The sequence below is a fragment of the Sphingobium terrigena genome (assembly GCF_003591655.1).
Classification (GTDB): Bacteria; Pseudomonadota; Alphaproteobacteria; order Sphingomonadales; family Sphingomonadaceae; genus Sphingobium; species Sphingobium terrigena.
This window is the reverse complement of record NZ_QVRA01000010.1, coordinates 71104-86477: the sequence shown is the minus strand read 5'-3', so window position 1 is coordinate 86477 and position 15374 is coordinate 71104. Positions and strand designations below refer to the sequence as shown.

Genomic DNA, 15374 nt, shown 5'->3' with positions numbered 1-15374 from the left:
TCAACTATACTGACCCATCAGGCCATTGGACCGATGCTGGCCTCTTGGCGCTCCCCTGTCCGCCCGCTATCGCTCGCCCATGCACTTTTTTTCCGACAATGCGACCCCGGTTTGCCCGCAGGTGATGGCGGCCATGGCAGCGGCCGACCAAGCCGACCATGGTTATGATGGCGACCAGTGGAGCGCCCGGCTGGACTCCGCCTTCTCCGCCCTGTTCGACACGCAAGTCCGGGCGCTGTGGATCGCGACCGGCACGGCGGCCAACAGCATCGCGCTGGCCACGCTCTGCCCGCCCTATGGCGGGGTGATCTGCCATGACGAAGCGCATATCGTCGTCGACGAATGTGGCGCGCCCGGATTCTTCACCCATGGCGCCAGCCTGATGACGCTGCCGGGCGACGGCGCGAAACTCACCCCCGAAGCGGTCAGCGCGCGACTGGCGACAATCCGCCCCGACGTGCATCAGGTGCCGGCCCGCGTGATCAGCATCACCAACGCCACCGAATATGGCCGCGTCTATGCCCCCGATGAAGTCGCCGCACTGGGCAACATCGCCCGCACCCATGGCCTTGGCTTCCACATGGACGGCGCACGCTTCGCCAATGCGGTGGCGCATCTGGGTTGCGCGCCTGCCGATCTGACCTGGCGCGCCGGGGTCGATGCGCTCAGCTTTGGCTGCGTCAAAAATGGCGGCATGATCGGCGAAGCCTTGCTGTTCTTCGGACCGGAAGCGGATGCGCGCGCCACTGAGGCCGCCCGCTGGCGCAAGCGGTCGGGGCATCTCTTCTCCAAGGGCCGCTATCTCGCCGCGCAGATATTGGCGATGGTCGAGGATGATCTGTGGCTCACGAACGCCCGCGCCGCCAATGCCGCCGCGCAGGCGCTGGCGCAGGCCGCGCCGGATCGCCTGCTCCACCGGGTCGAAGCGAATGAACTGTTCATCCGCCTTACCGCTGCCGAAGCCGCAACGCTGCGCGGGCAAAGCTTCGATTTCTACGACTGGGGCGAAGGGGCCGCGCGGCTGGTCACCAACTGGTCGCAGGATGCCGCGAGCGTCGCGCCGCTCGCCGCCGCTCTGCGGGCGCTCGACCATGGCTGAACCCGCAGCCAAGGGCGGCATCCTCTTCCCCTTCATCCTCGTCACGCTGATCTGGAGTTCGACCTGGATCGTCATTCGCGACCAGATTGGCAGCGTGCCCGCCAGCTGGTCGGTCTGCTATCGCTTCGCGCTGGCGGGGGTCGCCATGGCCGTCTTTTGCCGGATGCGCGGCGTGTCTTTGCGGATCGGCGGCGCGGGACTGGTCTTTGCCGCCTTGCTGGGGACGGCGCAATTCGTCCTCAATTTCAACTTCGTCTATCGGGCCGAACTGACCCTGACATCGGGCGTCGTCGCGGTGATCTACGCCATGCTGCTGATCCCCAACTCCATCCTGTCCTTCCTGATCTTCCGCCAGCCGGTCGGCCGCGCCTTCATCGCCGGGTCGGCGGTCGCGATGACCGGCATTGCGTTGATGCTGACCCATGAATATCGCGCCGCCGGCATCGCGCCGGGTGACGTGCTGGTGGGTGTCGGCTTCGCTGTCGCCGGATTATTGAGCGCGTCTGCCGCCAATGTCATGCAGGGGATGGAGATTGCCCGCCGCCTGCCGATGATCGCGGTGCTGGCCTGGGCAATGCTGATCGGCGCAGCGGTGGACGCGGCCTATGCGCTTGCCACGGTCGGCCCGCCGGTGGCCGAATGGCGCGCGGGTTATTGGCTGGGCGTCGCCTGGCTGGGGCTGGCCGGGTCGGTCGTCACCTTCCCCCTCTATTTCCGCCTGATCCAGCGCATGGGCGCGGGCCGCGCGGCTTACACCAGCGTCCTCATCCCGATCATCGCGATGCTCATTTCCACGCTGGTGGAGGGCTATCGCTGGACCGGCCTTGCCGCCGGTGGCGCCTTGCTGGCGATCGCAGGCATGGCCATCGCGCTGCGGGCGAAGGCGGGGTAAATTCCCCCGCCCGCGCGTCGGTTCAGCCCCGCAACACGCCGCCCAGCTTCTGCGCCGCCTTCACGATCGCCGCGCTGATCGCGTCCAGCTCTTCCTGCGTAAAGCTCTTCTCGCCCGGCTGGAGCGTGACTTCGATCGCCAGCGATTTGCTGCCTTCGTCCACGCCCGGCCCGGTAAAGACATCGAACAGGCGCGCGTCCACGATCGCCTTCTTGTCCGCGCCCTTGACCGCCCGGACCAGCGCATCAGCCTCAACGGCGTCAGCCACGACAAAGGCGAAATCGCGCTTCACCGCCTGCAAGGCGGGCGGCGCATAGGGCGCGCGCATGAAGCCCGCCTTGCGCTTGCCCGGTATCGCGTCGAGGAAGATTTCGCCCGCCACCACCGTGCCGCTCAGCCCGAACTGCTTGGCAAGACCCGGATGCAGCACGCCATATTCAGCCAGCACGACCTTCGGCCCCAACCGCAACGTGCCAGACTGGCCGGGATGATAGGCAGCTGACGCCTCGCCGAAACTCTGGAGATTGGCGACCGGCGCGCCTGCCGCCGCCAGCAGCGCCGTGATGTCGGCCTTGGCATCATAGGCGGTGAAGGGCTGCGCCTTACCATCCTGCCAGCTGCGCGGTTGCTTCTCGCCCGCCAGCACGAAACCAACGGTAGCCCGCTCGCCCTGTTTGAAATAGCGCCGCCCCAGTTCGAACAGCCGCACAGATGCCGCGCCGCGATCCATATTGCGACGGCTGGCCGACAGCAGGCCGGGCAGCAGCGAAGGCCGCATGACCTTCAGATCCTCCGAAATCGGATTGGCCAGCGTCCATTGCCCCCCGCCCACGGAAGCGGCCTCCTTTTCCGACAGGAAGGACCAGTTGATCGCCTCGGCAAGGCCGCGCGCCGCCGCCGTCCGACGCACCCGGCGCTCGACCAGTTGCTCAGGCGTGGCGGTCGGACGGGCAACGCCCGGCATACGCGGCAGCGGGGTGGACGGCACATGCTCCAGCCCGACGATGCGCACGACTTCCTCGACAATGTCGGGCCAACCATCGACGTCGCGCCGCCAGCTTGGCACGGTGATCGACCAGGTGCCCGGCACGATCACCGGCACGCCATCCTCATAATCGGTGCGGTTTTCCTGCCCGCCCACGACAAAGCCCAGACTTTCGAGGATGCGCTTCTGCTCATCCGCCGCCACATAGACGCCCGCCAGCGTCAGGCACTGGTCGGGGGTATAGGCTACGATCTTGGGCGTCACCGGCGGCGCGCCCGCGCGGGTCGCCTCGCTGGGCGTGCCGCCGCACAGATGCGTCACCAGGCTGGTCGCAATCGACAGGCCATTGTCCAGAAAGGCCGGATCGACCCCACGCTCGAACCGCCCGCGCGCATCCGAGGTCAGGGTCAGCTTCTGCCCCGTCATCGCGATCCGTTCGGGCGTGAAATAGGCGCATTCGATCAGCACGTCGGTCGTGCCGTCCTGCGCGCCCGAATGTTCGCCCCCCATGATGCCGCCAATGTCGTGGACCGCTTCATCGTCGGCGATGACGGTCATCGTCTCATCGACGGTGTAGGTCTTGCCATTGAGCGCCAGCACCTGCTCGCCCGGCTTGCCCTTGCGCGCCACCAGCCCGCCCTTCAGGCTCGCCATGTCATAGACGTGCAGCGGCCGGCCCAAGTCGATCATGATATAGTTGGTGATGTCGACCAAAGTGCTGATCGGCTTCTGCCCGATCGCCTTCAGGCGCTTGGCCATCCATTCAGGTGACTGGCCATTGGTCACGCCGCGCACGGTCCGCGCGAAGAAGGCCGGACAGCCTTCCGCATCCTGCGTCCGCACGTCCGGTCCCGGACCCACGCCCGCTATCTCCGGCACGATGATCGCGTTCAGCGTCCCCAGCCCCGCCGCTGCCAGATCGCGCGCGATGCCGCGCACGCCCATGCAATCCTGCCGGTTGGGCGTGATCGACACGTCGATGACCGGATCATTGAGGCCCGCCCAGTCGGCATAGACCTTCCCCACCGGCGCGCCTGCATCCAGTTCGATGATGCCGTCATGATCATCGCCCAGTTCCAGCTCGCGCGTCGAACACATCATGCCGTTGGATTCGACACCGCGGATCGCGGTCTTTTTCAGCACCATGCCGTTGGCGGGCACAACCGCGCCCTCGGTCCCGAATACGCCGACCAGCCCCGCACGCGCATTGGGCGCGCCGCACACGACCTGCAACGGCGTGCCGTCGCCATGGTCGACGGTCAGCACCTGCAACTTGTCCGCCTGCGGGTGACGCTCGGCGGTCAGCACCTTCGCGATCTTGAAGCCACCCAGCTTCTCCGCCGGATTTTCGACACCCTCGACCTCCAGCCCGATGGCGTTGAGCGTCTTGAGGATCGTGGGCAAGTCCGCCTCGGTCTTGAGATGCGTCTTGAGCCAGCTCAGGGTGAACTTCATGCGCCCACTCCCCCGCTCAGCGTCGGCACGTCTAGCGCCGAAAAACCATAATGTTTGAGCCAGCGCAGATCGCCGTCGAAGAAGGCCCGCAAGTCGTTCATCCCATATTTGAGCATGGCGAGCCGGTCGACCCCGGTGCCAAAGGCAAAGCCCTGCCACTCGTCCGGGTCCAGCCCGCACGCCTCGATCACCCGCCGGTTGACCATGCCGCTGCCCAGCACTTCCAGCCAGCCGCCGTCCGCCGCATCGCCGTCCCCGCCAATGACCCGCTGGCCATTCACCAGCGTGTAACCGACATCAACCTCGACAGAGGGTTCGGTGAAGGGGAAGTAGCTGGGGCGCAGCCGCAGGACGATATCCTCGCGCTCGAAAAAGGCCTTGAGGAAGGTCTCCAGCGTCCATTTCAGATGCCCCAACGTGATCCCCTTGTCGATCACCAGCCCCTCAATCTGGTGGAACATCGGCGTGTGGGTTGCGTCGCTATCGCTGCGATAGACACGGCCCGGCGCGATGATGCGGATCGGCGGCGGCGTCGTCATCATCGTGCGAATCTGCACCGGCGATGTATGGGTGCGAAGCAGCATCCGCTTCTGCCCCTCCTCGTCGGGGAAGTAGAAGGTGTCGTGCATCGCGCGCGCCGGGTGTGTTTCAGGAATATTGAGCGCGGTGAAATTATGCCAGTCGTCCTCAATCTCCGGTCCGGTCGCGACCGAGAAGCCCAGATCGGCGAAGATTTCCGCCAATTCGTCCATCACCTGGCTAACCGGGTGAACGCTCCCCTGCGGCCCCAGATCGGCGGGCAGCGTCATGTCGATCTTCTCAGACGCCAGCCGCGCGTCGAGCGCCGCCTGCTCCAGCGCCGCCTTCTTCGCGGCGATCGCGGCAGTCACGGATTCGCGCAGATCCTGGATGGGCGGGCCTTTTTCCAGTCGCTCGTCCGGCGACATGCCGCCCAGCGTCTTGAGCAGGCCGGTAATGACCCCGCTCTTGCCCAACGCGCCAACGCGCAACGCTTCGACTGCGTCCAGCGTGTCGGCGGCAGCAATGTCGGCAATCAGCCCGGCTTTCAATGCGCTAATGTCTGTCATTTCATCTGTCCTGCGCGGCGATTACTATTCACTTCATCCTGACGAAAGTCAGGATCCATTGGCTCAGCCTAGGAATGGAAAACAGCCGTCGCGTCAATGGATGCTGAAACAAGTTCAGCATAACGAGGTGTTTTTCAGCTCCAGCTTACGCCCGCGCGCCCAGCAAAGCGCCGCCAAAGCCGATGAACATCACGCCGGTCGCGCGGTTGAACAGGCGCTGGCGGTTCACCGGTGCCAGCCAACGGGCCAGCTTGATCCCGCCCAGTGCATAAGCAGCCTGCCAGCCGAGCTCGATCACCACGAAACTGATCACCAGGATCGCCAGCTGCATCCCGAATGGACGGTCAGGGTCAATGAACTGCGGAAACAGCGCGGCGGCGAAGATGATCAGCTTGGGGTTGGACAGGCCGGTCAGCAGTCCGGTCGCATAAAGCGCATGATGCGAACGCGCTGGAGCGGCGGCTGCGGCGCTGCCAACCGGCGCGCGCCAAGCCTTGATCCCCAGCCAGACCAGATAGGCGACGCCAGCATAGCGCAGCACATCAAACAGACGCGGCGATGCCTTGAGCAACGCCCCCAGCCCCAGCGCCGACGCGATCAGGCACAGCAGCACTGCGCTCATCAACCCAGCCATCGTCGCCAGCGCGCGGCGCGGGCCATGGGTGATGCTCTGCGTCATCACATGCAGCATGTTCGGCCCCGGCGTGGCGGAGATCAGGAACACGGCGGTCACATAAAGCCACCAGAGATGCAGCGACATGGGATTGGTCCTCATGATGGCGGCTCATCATAAAATCCGTTCGCCCTGAGCCTGTCGAAGGGCCGTTCTTTCCTTCAAGAAAGTGCGGGGCTTCGACATTCTGACGAGGCAAGTGACTTGTCAGAACAGCCCGAACGGGGATTAGTGTGGCCAGAAAACAAAAAGGGCGCCGGAAGCATCTGCCCCGGCGCCCTTTTGACGATCTTGCGACCGACGGCCTTATGCTGCGGGCAGCGCAGCCTTGGCCTGGGCGATGATGGCGCTAAACGCCTCGCCTTCGTGCATCGCAATGTCGGCCAGAACCTTGCGATCCAACTGCACACCGGCGAGCTTGAGGCCATGCATGAATTGCGAATAGGTCAGGCCTTCAGCGCGGACACCCGCGTTGATGCGCTGGATCCACAGGCCACGGAAGCTGCGCTTCTTGACCTTGCGATCGCGATAAGCGTACTGGCCAGCCTTTTCGACCGCCTGACGGGCGACGCGGATGGTATTCTTGCGACGGCCATAATAGCCCTTCGCCTGTACCAGAAGCCGCTTATGCTTGGCGCGGGTGGTAACACCCCGTTTGACGCGTGCCATTGTCCCTTACTCCTTACTTGAGGCCGTAGGGCGCCCAGAGGCGGACGTGAGCCACGTCGGCATCGGACAGCACAGAAGTACCACGGTTCTGGCGAATATATTTGGCGTTGTGGCTGATCAGACGGTGACGCTTGCCAGCGACGCCGTGCTTGACCTTGCCGGAAGCGGTGAATTTGAAGCGCTTCTTCACACCGCTCTTGGTCTTGAGCTTGGGCATTTTCGTCTCCTTTGCGTAGCGCGACGATTACAGACAGCCCCGGCAGCCCTAGTTAGCCGGGCGGTCCCACTGAATATCGCGAAGGGCGCGCATAGGCGGGTGGGCAAGGAAAGGCAAGCGATTCGCACATGGCGCGTGTCGGAGCCATTTGGCCTGCCGGGGCGTTGAGGCCGCCATGGTCGATGGTGATGCGCAGATTTCGGAAAACCCGGCCCACGCGCCCCGCGCAGGCTATCGCGCCCATGCGACCGCGCTACGCGAATGGTGGCGCAGATTGCCATGGCCCGTGCGCCTCCTTCTGGGCATTGTCGGCTTTCTCTTCGCGATCTGGCTGATCCTGTTCATCACCAAGGGGCGCTTCCTCAAAAGCCCTTTCGAACAGATATTGGGCAACCGGCTCCAGCGCGAAGTCAGCGTCGGCGGCGATTTCCAGCTCTATTTCGCGCCGATCAGCATCAAGTTCCGGGCTGAGAAGGCGCGCATCGCCAATCTGCCCTGGGCGAGCCAGCCCGACCTGTTCCGCGCCGACCTGATCGACGCGCGGGTCGCGCCGCTCAGCCTGATTTTCGGCGACAAGGTCCGCCTGCCATGGCTGGAGTTGCGCAATGGCGCGGTCGATCTGGAATGGTCGCGCGACCATAAGCATAACACCTGGACGCTGGGTGATCCCAAGGCGGACGGCAAGCCGATGGTGTTCCCCCTGATAACCCAGGCCAGGCTGGCAGGCACCACGCTGCGCTACCGCGATCCGCGCCTACAACTGAATGCCGACATCGGGTTCGAGACGGTCCGGGCGAAGGATACGCGCTTTATCAGCGATATACGCCTGTCCGGCACCGGCACTATGCGAAACAAGCCGTTCTCGCTCAAAGGCAGCCTGCTGTCCCCGAACGCCACGGTCTCGCGCGGCAAGAACAGCCTGCAACTGCGCGCGCAGGCTGGTGCGACGGTCGTGGACGTCACCGGCACACTGCCCGGCGCGACGCAGTTGGAAGGCAGCGACCTGCGCCTTGTCACCCGCGGTCCTAACCTCAGCCTATTGTTCGATTTTTTGGGTGCAGCCATTCCCGACACGCGCGCCTATCGGTTCACTTCGGCCCTGGCCAAGGTCGGCGACGAATGGCGCTTCACCAAATTGCAGGGACGCTTTGGCGCCAGCGACCTGGTCGGCGGCTTCACCGCGTCGCTTCCCGATGGCCGCCTGTTGCTCAAAGCCGACCTGGCGACCCAAACGCTCGACATCATCGATGCCGCGCCCTTCTTTGGCTATGATCCTGAAAAGATCGAACAGCAGGGCGCGGCTGGCGTGATCGAGACGGTGCAGGGCACGCCGCGCCTGCTGCCTGACACGCCGCTGCGGGTCGAGGCGATCCGTAATTTCGACGCCGACGTAACCTACAGCGTCAAGCGCGTCCGGGCCGAGCGCGTCCCCATTTCCGACATCGCCCTGACCCTGAAACTCGACCGCAGCCTGCTCACCCTCTCACCTCTGACCTTCGACATGTCGGGCGGCCATGTCGCGTCGGACATAGAGATCAACGCGCGTGGCACGCCGGTCAGGACCAGCTACGACATTCGCCTTGCCCCCACGCCCATGGGCACGTTGCTGGCACGCTGGGGTGTCGAACAGTCCGGCACGACCGGCACGATCAAGGGCCGGGTGCAGATGACGGGGATGGGCGACACGCTGCATGATTCACTGGCGACCGCCAATGGCCGTATCGCCGTGATCCTGCCAGCAGGCACCATGTGGGCGCGCAACGTCCAACTGTCGGAACTCGACATCGGCACCTTCGCTACCAAGATGTTTGCGGGCAAGCTCAAGGATCCCGTGCAGATCAATTGCGGCCTTATCGCCTTCACCGTGCGCAATGGCGTGGCAGCCGCCGACCCGATCCTGATCGACACGAGGAAGAATGTGATGATCGGCCGGGGCGGCTTTTCCTTCCGCAACGAAAGCCTCGACATCGCTTTCCGCGCCGACAGCAAGAAGATCAGCCTCTTTTCCGGCCAGTCGCCGATCGGCATCAATGGCTATTTCGCGCGGCCCGGCATGTCGGTCATCAGTCCTGAACTGCTGGCACGCAGTGGCGTTGCCGCGGGACTGGCGGTCGTGGGGACGCCACTGGCAGCCGTCATTGCCTTCGCCGATGTGGGCGACGCGAAGGGCGCGGCGTGCGGACCGATCCTGTCCGGTGCCAATGCGATCGCCCAGCGCACCAAGCGCGGCAATCCACGAGACGATGTCGGCCAGGGTACGACGGCAAAGGATGAGAAGGGCAAGGGCAGCAAAAGCGAGCAAAAACGCCAGGACAAGAAATTTCTGGGGATTTTCTGACCACCCTCCCCCTATAACTTAGTGGCTGTGGCCATGCGCGGCGTTCGCCATCGCCTCCAGCACATCTTCCAGCCGCGCCGGATCGCCCAGCGCCAGCACATGGCCGTCGCTGTCCGCGGTCAGCGGTTCGCCGTGCCAGTCGCACATCAGCCCGCCAGCGCCCTCGACCACCGGCACCAAAGCGGCGAAATCATAGGATTGCAGCCCCGATTCGATCACGATGTCGAGGAAGCCCGACGCAACCAGGCCGTAATTGTAGCAATCCCCGCCATAGACCGGTCCCTGCCGCGGCGATCCGCCGGAGACCGCCGCGACCAGCGCCATGTAGGGCGGCACGTCGCCATCATCGAAGAGGTGCGGGCTGGTCGTCGCAATGCCTGCACCCTCGATCGCACGGCAGGCGCGGGTACGGATCGGCTGGCCATTGAAGGTCGTCGGCTGCCCCGCCATCCCGGCCCACCGTTCTTTGCCGATCGGCTGGTCGATGATACCGATGGTCGGCCACCCCCCTTGAGTCAGCGCGATCAGCGTGCCGAAGATCGGCCGACCGGCAATGAAGCTGCGGGTGCCGTCGATCGGATCGAGGATCCACACCCGTTCGGCATCCTCGCGCACCGACCCATATTCCTCGCCAATGATGCCGTCGCCCGGACGCTCTTTTTCCAATATCGCGCGGATCGCGGCCTCCGCCGCGCGATCGGCTTCCGTCACCGGCGATTTGTCCGCCTTATATTCCATGTCATAGCGGGCGCGGAAAAAAGGGCGGATCGCCGCGCCAGCGGCGTCGGCAAGGCGGTTGGCAAGGGCCAGGTCATCGCGGGTGGTCATCCCCTTCGCCTAGCGGCTGCGCGGCCTTTACGCTAGACTGCGTGCCAATGGAGAAGGAGGGAAAAATGCCCGGTTCGCCTGTAATCCCATGCCTGCGCTATGCCGACGCCCCTGCCGCGATCGACTTTTTGTGCGACGCCTTCGGTTTCGTGCGACACGCCATCTATGCCGATGATGCCGACCCGACCATCATCCATCATGCCCAACTGGTGCTCGGCGCTGGCATGATCATGCTGGGCAGCGTGCAGGATATGGCCGCCGAATCGCTCTACACCTGGTCCACTGCGCGCGATTTGGGCGGGATCACCGGATGCGTCTATGTGGTGGTGCCCGATGTCGATGCCCATTGCCTCCACGCCCGTAATGAAGGCGCGGTCGTGGTCGATGAGCCGCGCGACAATGACGGCTATCCGGGCCGCGGCTACAGCGCGCTCGACCCGGAAGGCAATGTCTGGAGTTTTGGCAGCTACGATCCCTGGGTTTAAGCCTTCGGCAACCCCGTCACGCTAAGACTCGCGAACAAGGGGGTTGCCCATGGCGCTAATTGGCTGGTTCCTGAGTTTTGTCGCCCTGTTTTCGGGCCTTGCGCTGCGGCAGGACATGCCGGTCGGCGGCGCTGTCACCCTGTCCAATCTGCTGATCGCGCTGGCGGTGCTGGCCTGTCCGATGGTCTGGCAGGACAAGCCGCTCGGCATATCGCGCGGCCAGCGTGTCGTGGCCGCGCTGATCATGATCCTGTCCGTGCCGCTGGTGCTGCTGCCAGCGGGTTAGCATTTCTTGATCCTCCCCTTGCAGGGGAGGTGTCGGGCCGCAGGCCAGACGGAGGGGTGTCGTCCTAACGATAGCTCGACACCCCTCCGTCAGCACTTCGTGCTGCCACCTCCTCTTAAAGGGGAGGATGAGGTACGGCGGAACCCACGTCAGTCGCCAACAAAGTCAATCAAACAGGCTCGACACCGAACTCTCGTCCGCAATCCGCTTTATCGCCTCGCCCAGCAAAGGCGCGATCGGCAAATGGCGGATATGTGCGGCATTGTTGACCGCGTCGGTGCCCTGGATCGAATCGGTGATCACCAGTTCCAGCAGGTCCGACGCCTCGACCCGCGCGACCGCGCCACCCGACAGCACGCCATGGCTGACATAGGCGACCACTTCCTCGGCACCGGCGGCCTTCAGCGCACTCGCCGCGTTGCACAGCGTGCCCGCCGAATCGACGATATCGTCGATCAGCACGCAGAAGCGGCCCTTCACGTCACCGATGATGTTCATTACTTCCGATTCGCCAGCGCGCTCGCGGCGCTTGTCGACGATGGCGAGCGGCGCATTATCCAGCCGCTTGGCAAGCGCCCGCGCGCGCACGACGCCGCCGACGTCGGGCGACACGACCATGATATTGCGATCGCCAAAGCGCGCCTGAATGTCCGCCGACATGACCGGCGCACCGAACAGATTGTCGGTCGGAATGTCGAAGAAACCCTGGATCTGCCCGGCGTGCAGATCGACCGACAGGACGCGGTCGGCGCCCGCCTTGGTGATCAGGTTCGCGACCAGCTTGGCACTGATGGGCGTGCGCGGGCCGGGCTTGCGGTCCTGCCGGGCATAGCCGAAATAGGGGACGACGGCGGTGATCCGCTTGGCCGATGCGCGTTTCAGCGCATCGATCATGATCAGCAATTCCATCAGATTGTCGTTGGTCGGATAGCTGGTGGACTGGATCACGAACACATCTTCGCCCCGGACATTTTCGTGGATTTCCACGAACACTTCCTCATCAGCGAAGCGGCGGACGCTGGCGTCAGTCAGGGGGATTTCGATATAGTCGGCGATGGCGGCCGCGAGCGGCTTGTTGGAATTGCCGGTCATGAGCTTCATGGCCAAGTCCCCCTGCTATTTGGCGGCGTGACGAATTGATGACGCTGCGTGAAAACGCCGCCCCTTTAGCCGCGTCCGTTCCTGCTGGAAAGGCGCTTTTGCGCGTGGCGGCAAAATGCTCTAACGGCCCCGGTCATGACCGACAAACTTGTGATCGCCCTCGCCCAGATGACCCAATCGGTGGGCGACCTTGCCGCCAATGCCGACGCGATGCTGGCATGGCGGGACAGGGCCGTTGGCGCGGACCTGATCGTCTATCCCGAATTGCAGCTGATCGGCTATCCGCCCGAAGATCTGGTGCTGAAACCCGCTTTGGTCGAGCGCGCGAATCAGGAACTGGACCGGCTGGCGCAGGCGACCGCCGATGGTGGCCCCGCAATGCTGGTCGGCACCGTGGTTGCCGCGCATGGAGTCCTGTTCAACGTCGTCGCCCTGCTAGAGGACGGCGCGGTGACGCAGATCCGGCAGAAGCGCGAATTGCCCAATTACGGCACGTTCGACGAAAAACGCCTGTTCGCCCCCGGCCCGCTGCCAGCACCGATCGACTTTCGCGGCGTGAAGATCGGCGTGCCGATCTGCGAGGATATCTGGTTCCCCTTCGTCACCGCGCATCTGAAAAGCGAGGGCGCGGAAATATTGATCAGCCCCAATGGCAGCCCCTATGAGGTTGATAAGGATGATCGTCGCCAAACCATGGTGGCCGGCACGCGGGTGCGCGAAACCGGCCTGCCTCTGGTCTATCTCAACCGCGTCGGCGGGCAGGACGAATTGGTGTTCGATGGCGCGTCCTTCGTCATGAACGCCGATTTCGGCATCGCCCAGCAGTTGCCGGACTGGGAAGAGGCGCTGGTGCTGACCCAGTGGGAAAAATGGGACGGCCAGTGGGTGTGCCTGCCCGGCGACTGCCATATCCCCGACGAACGGCCCGCCGATATCTATAACGCGATGGTCCTGGGCCTGCGCGACTATGTGAACCGCAACCGCTTTCCCGGCGTGGTGCTGGGCCTGTCCGGCGGGATCGATTCGGCGCTGTCCGCCGCCGTCGCGGTCGATGCATTGGGCGCAGACCGGGTATGGTGCGTGATGATGCCGTCGCGCTTCACCAGTCAGGAGAGCCTTGACGATGCGGTCGAATGCGCGCGCCTCCTGGGTGTGCGTTACGACACCATCCCCATCGAACCGGCGGTCGGCGCGTTCGACACGATGCTGGCAAGCGTATTTGCGGAGCGGCAGCGCGACCTGACCGAGGAGAATATCCAGTCGCGTATCCGCGGCGTGACGCTGATGGCGCTGTCCAACAAATTCGGCCACATGCTGCTGACCACCGGCAACAAGAGCGAGATGTCGGTCGGCTATGCCACCATCTATGGCGACATGGCGGGCGGCTATTCGGTGCTGAAGGACGCCTATAAGACCACCGTGTTTGACCTGTCGCGCTGGCGTAACGAGAATGTCCCGTCGCTGGGCGAAGGCTTTGGCCCCACCGGCCCGGTCATGCCCGAACGGGTCATCACCAAGCCGCCGAGCGCCGAACTACGCCCCGATCAGCGCGACGATGACAGCCTGCCACCCTATGAGGTGCTGGACCCGATCCTCTACGGCCTGGTCGAGGAAGAATTGTCGGTCGACCAGCTGGTCGCGCGCGGGTTCGAGCGCGAGACGGTCGCGCGGATCGAGCGGCTGCTCTATGTCGCGGAATATAAACGCCGCCAGTCGCCCCCCGGCGTAAAACTGGGCAGCCGCAACTTCGGCCGCGACCGCCGGTATCCGATCACCAATGCGTTTAGAACATTATGATTTCCCCGTTCGCCCTGAGCGAAGTCGAAGGGTCAAGCTGAGCGTAGCGAAGCCACTTCGCTCCGCTCAGTGGATGGCTTCGACTTCGCTCAGCCCGAACGGATTTAGGATTAACCCATGACCGTCATCACCCGCTTCGCCCCCTCACCCACTGGCCACCTCCATGTCGGCAATATCCGCGCCGCGCTGCATAACTGGCTGTGGGCGCAAAAGAGCGGCGGGCAGTTCCTGCTGCGGCTCGACGATACCGATCTTGAACGCTCGCGCCCCGAATATGCCGATGCGATCCGCGCCGACCTGCAATGGCTCGGCCTCCACTGGGACGCCGAAACCAAACAGTCAGACCGCTTCGCCCTCTACGAAGCCCGGTTTGAAGCGCTCAGGGCGTCGGGCCACGTCTATCCCGCTTACGAGACGAGCCAGGAACTCGACCTCCGCCGCAAGGTCTTGCTGGGGCGCGGCCTGCCGCCCGTCTATGATCGCGCCGCGCTGACGCTGACCCCGGACCAGATCGCCACTTACGAGGCCGAAGGCCGCGCGCCCCACTGGCGATTCAAGCTGGACCATGACCAGCCGATCGTCTGGACCGACCTCATCCGCGGCGACCAGCGTTTCGACCCCAAATTGCTGTCCGACCCGGTCATCCGCCGCGCCGATGGCAGCTGGCTCTACATGCTCCCCTCGGTCATCGATGATGTCGACATGGGCGTCACCCACGTCCTGCGCGGGGAGGATCATGTCTCCAACACCGCGACCCAGATCCAGATGTTTACAGCGCTCGGCGCGGCACTCCCCGCCTTTGCGCATGAAGCGCTGCTGACGGGCAGCGAGGGCAAGCTGTCCAAGCGGCTGGGATCGCTCGGCGTCGCCCATTTCCGCGAAATCGGGCTGGAGCCAGCCGCCATCGCCTCGCTGCTGGCGCGGCTGGGGAGCAGTCAGCCGATCGAGCCATTTGCGGACATGCAGCCCCTGATCGACAGTTTCGACTTTGCTCATTTCGGCCGCGCGCCCGCCCGCTTCGATGAAGGCGAACTTGCGACCCTCAACCAGAAGATCGTCCACCTATTGCCTTATGAGGCGGTCGCCACCCGCCTGCCCGAGGGCATGGACGCTCCGGCCTGGGACGCCATCCGCCCCAATCTGGAGACGGTCGCCGGTGCCGCCGACTGGTGGCGGATCGTCACCGGCCCCGTGGATGCGCCTGCACCCGAAGCAGAAGATCGCGACTTCCTCGCCAGCGCCCACCGCATCCTGACCGACGCCCCGTTCGACGCCGACATCTGGCGCACCCTGACATCAGCGCTGAAGGACGAAACCGGCCGCAAGGGCAAGACGCTGTTCCTCCCCCTGCGCCGCGCACTCACCGGACTGGATCATGGCCCGGACATGGGACAATTGCTCCCGCTGATCGGCCGGGACGAAGCCCTAGCCCGCCTTCAGGGCTAAGGACGGCGCGACCGT

14 protein-coding genes are annotated in these 15374 nt (G+C 64.5%); 7 read left to right on the top strand and 7 right to left on the bottom strand.

Annotation, left to right across the window (positions count from 1 at the left end; genetic code table 11):
* The first annotated feature begins 79 nt into the window (after positions 1 to 79).
* Positions 80 to 1099, top strand: a complete 1020-nt coding sequence (locus D0Z70_RS12740; protein ID WP_119746969.1) for a threonine aldolase family protein — start codon at positions 80 to 82, stop codon at positions 1097 to 1099.
* A complete protein-coding gene (locus tag D0Z70_RS12735) occupies positions 1092 to 1991 on the top strand; it encodes a DMT family transporter (protein WP_119746967.1) in 900 nt (299 codons plus the stop codon). Before D0Z70_RS12740 ends, D0Z70_RS12735 begins: the two co-directional genes overlap by 8 nt.
* Before the next feature lie 22 nt (positions 1992 to 2013).
* Here D0Z70_RS12735 and pheT read toward each other — a convergent pair whose 3' ends face one another.
* From pheT to rpmI, 5 genes are all read right to left on the bottom strand, one after another.
* Positions 2014 to 4431, bottom strand: coding sequence for a phenylalanine--tRNA ligase subunit beta (pheT, locus tag D0Z70_RS12730; protein WP_119746965.1), 2418 nt, complete (start codon positions 4429 to 4431; stop codon positions 2014 to 2016).
* Entirely contained in the window at positions 4428 to 5519 is a 1092-nt protein-coding gene (pheS, locus tag D0Z70_RS12725) for a phenylalanine--tRNA ligase subunit alpha (RefSeq protein ID WP_119746963.1), read from the bottom strand. The genes pheT and pheS overlap by 4 nt, the downstream gene beginning before the upstream one ends.
* Before the next feature lie 145 nt (positions 5520 to 5664).
* Positions 5665 to 6279 (bottom strand): LysE family translocator, encoded by a 615-nt coding sequence (locus D0Z70_RS12720; protein ID WP_119746961.1) that lies wholly within the window; start codon positions 6277 to 6279, stop codon positions 5665 to 5667.
* 219 nt (positions 6280 to 6498) lie between these two features.
* Positions 6499 to 6861 (bottom strand): 50S ribosomal protein L20, encoded by a 363-nt coding sequence (gene rplT, locus D0Z70_RS12715; RefSeq protein ID WP_006952270.1) that lies wholly within the window; start codon positions 6859 to 6861, stop codon positions 6499 to 6501.
* Between the two features lie 13 nt (positions 6862 to 6874).
* Entirely contained in the window at positions 6875 to 7078 is a 204-nt protein-coding gene (gene rpmI, locus D0Z70_RS12710; protein WP_004208916.1) for a 50S ribosomal protein L35, read from the bottom strand.
* A 175-nt stretch (positions 7079 to 7253) separates the two neighbouring features.
* Between rpmI and D0Z70_RS12705 the strand changes: the two genes are divergently transcribed.
* Positions 7254 to 9416 carry an AsmA family protein gene (locus tag D0Z70_RS12705; protein WP_119746959.1) on the top strand — a complete coding sequence of 721 codons (2163 nt, stop codon included), beginning with the start codon at positions 7254 to 7256 and terminating at the stop codon, positions 9414 to 9416.
* 18 nt (positions 9417 to 9434) lie between these two features.
* Here D0Z70_RS12705 and D0Z70_RS12700 read toward each other — a convergent pair whose 3' ends face one another.
* Positions 9435 to 10244: an inositol monophosphatase family protein gene (locus tag D0Z70_RS12700; protein ID WP_119746957.1), complete on the bottom strand. Its 810-nt coding sequence runs from the start codon at positions 10242 to 10244 to the stop codon at positions 9435 to 9437.
* A 65-nt stretch (positions 10245 to 10309) separates the two neighbouring features.
* Between D0Z70_RS12700 and D0Z70_RS12695 the strand changes: the two genes are divergently transcribed.
* Both D0Z70_RS12695 and D0Z70_RS12690 read left to right on the top strand, forming a co-directional pair.
* On the top strand, positions 10310 to 10729 hold the full coding sequence (locus D0Z70_RS12695; protein WP_119747133.1) for a VOC family protein: 420 nt from the start codon (positions 10310 to 10312) through the stop codon (positions 10727 to 10729).
* Between the two features lie 49 nt (positions 10730 to 10778).
* Positions 10779 to 11015, top strand: a complete 237-nt coding sequence (locus D0Z70_RS12690; protein ID WP_119746955.1) for a hypothetical protein — start codon at positions 10779 to 10781, stop codon at positions 11013 to 11015.
* Between the two features lie 165 nt (positions 11016 to 11180).
* Here the strand turns inward: D0Z70_RS12690 and D0Z70_RS12685 are convergent, their stop codons facing one another.
* Positions 11181 to 12116, bottom strand: a complete 936-nt coding sequence (locus D0Z70_RS12685) for a ribose-phosphate pyrophosphokinase (RefSeq protein WP_119746953.1) — start codon at positions 12114 to 12116, stop codon at positions 11181 to 11183.
* A gap of 135 nt (positions 12117 to 12251) precedes the next feature.
* Here D0Z70_RS12685 and D0Z70_RS12680 point away from each other — a divergent pair, with 135 nt between their 5' ends.
* Both D0Z70_RS12680 and gltX read left to right on the top strand, forming a co-directional pair.
* On the top strand, positions 12252 to 13913 hold the full coding sequence (locus D0Z70_RS12680) for an NAD+ synthase (protein ID WP_119746951.1): 1662 nt from the start codon (positions 12252 to 12254) through the stop codon (positions 13911 to 13913).
* A gap of 117 nt (positions 13914 to 14030) precedes the next feature.
* Complete coding sequence (gene gltX, locus D0Z70_RS12675) at positions 14031 to 15359, top strand: glutamate--tRNA ligase (protein WP_119746949.1); 1329 nt, start codon at positions 14031 to 14033, stop codon at positions 15357 to 15359.
* Positions 15360 to 15374 lie beyond the last annotated feature (15 nt).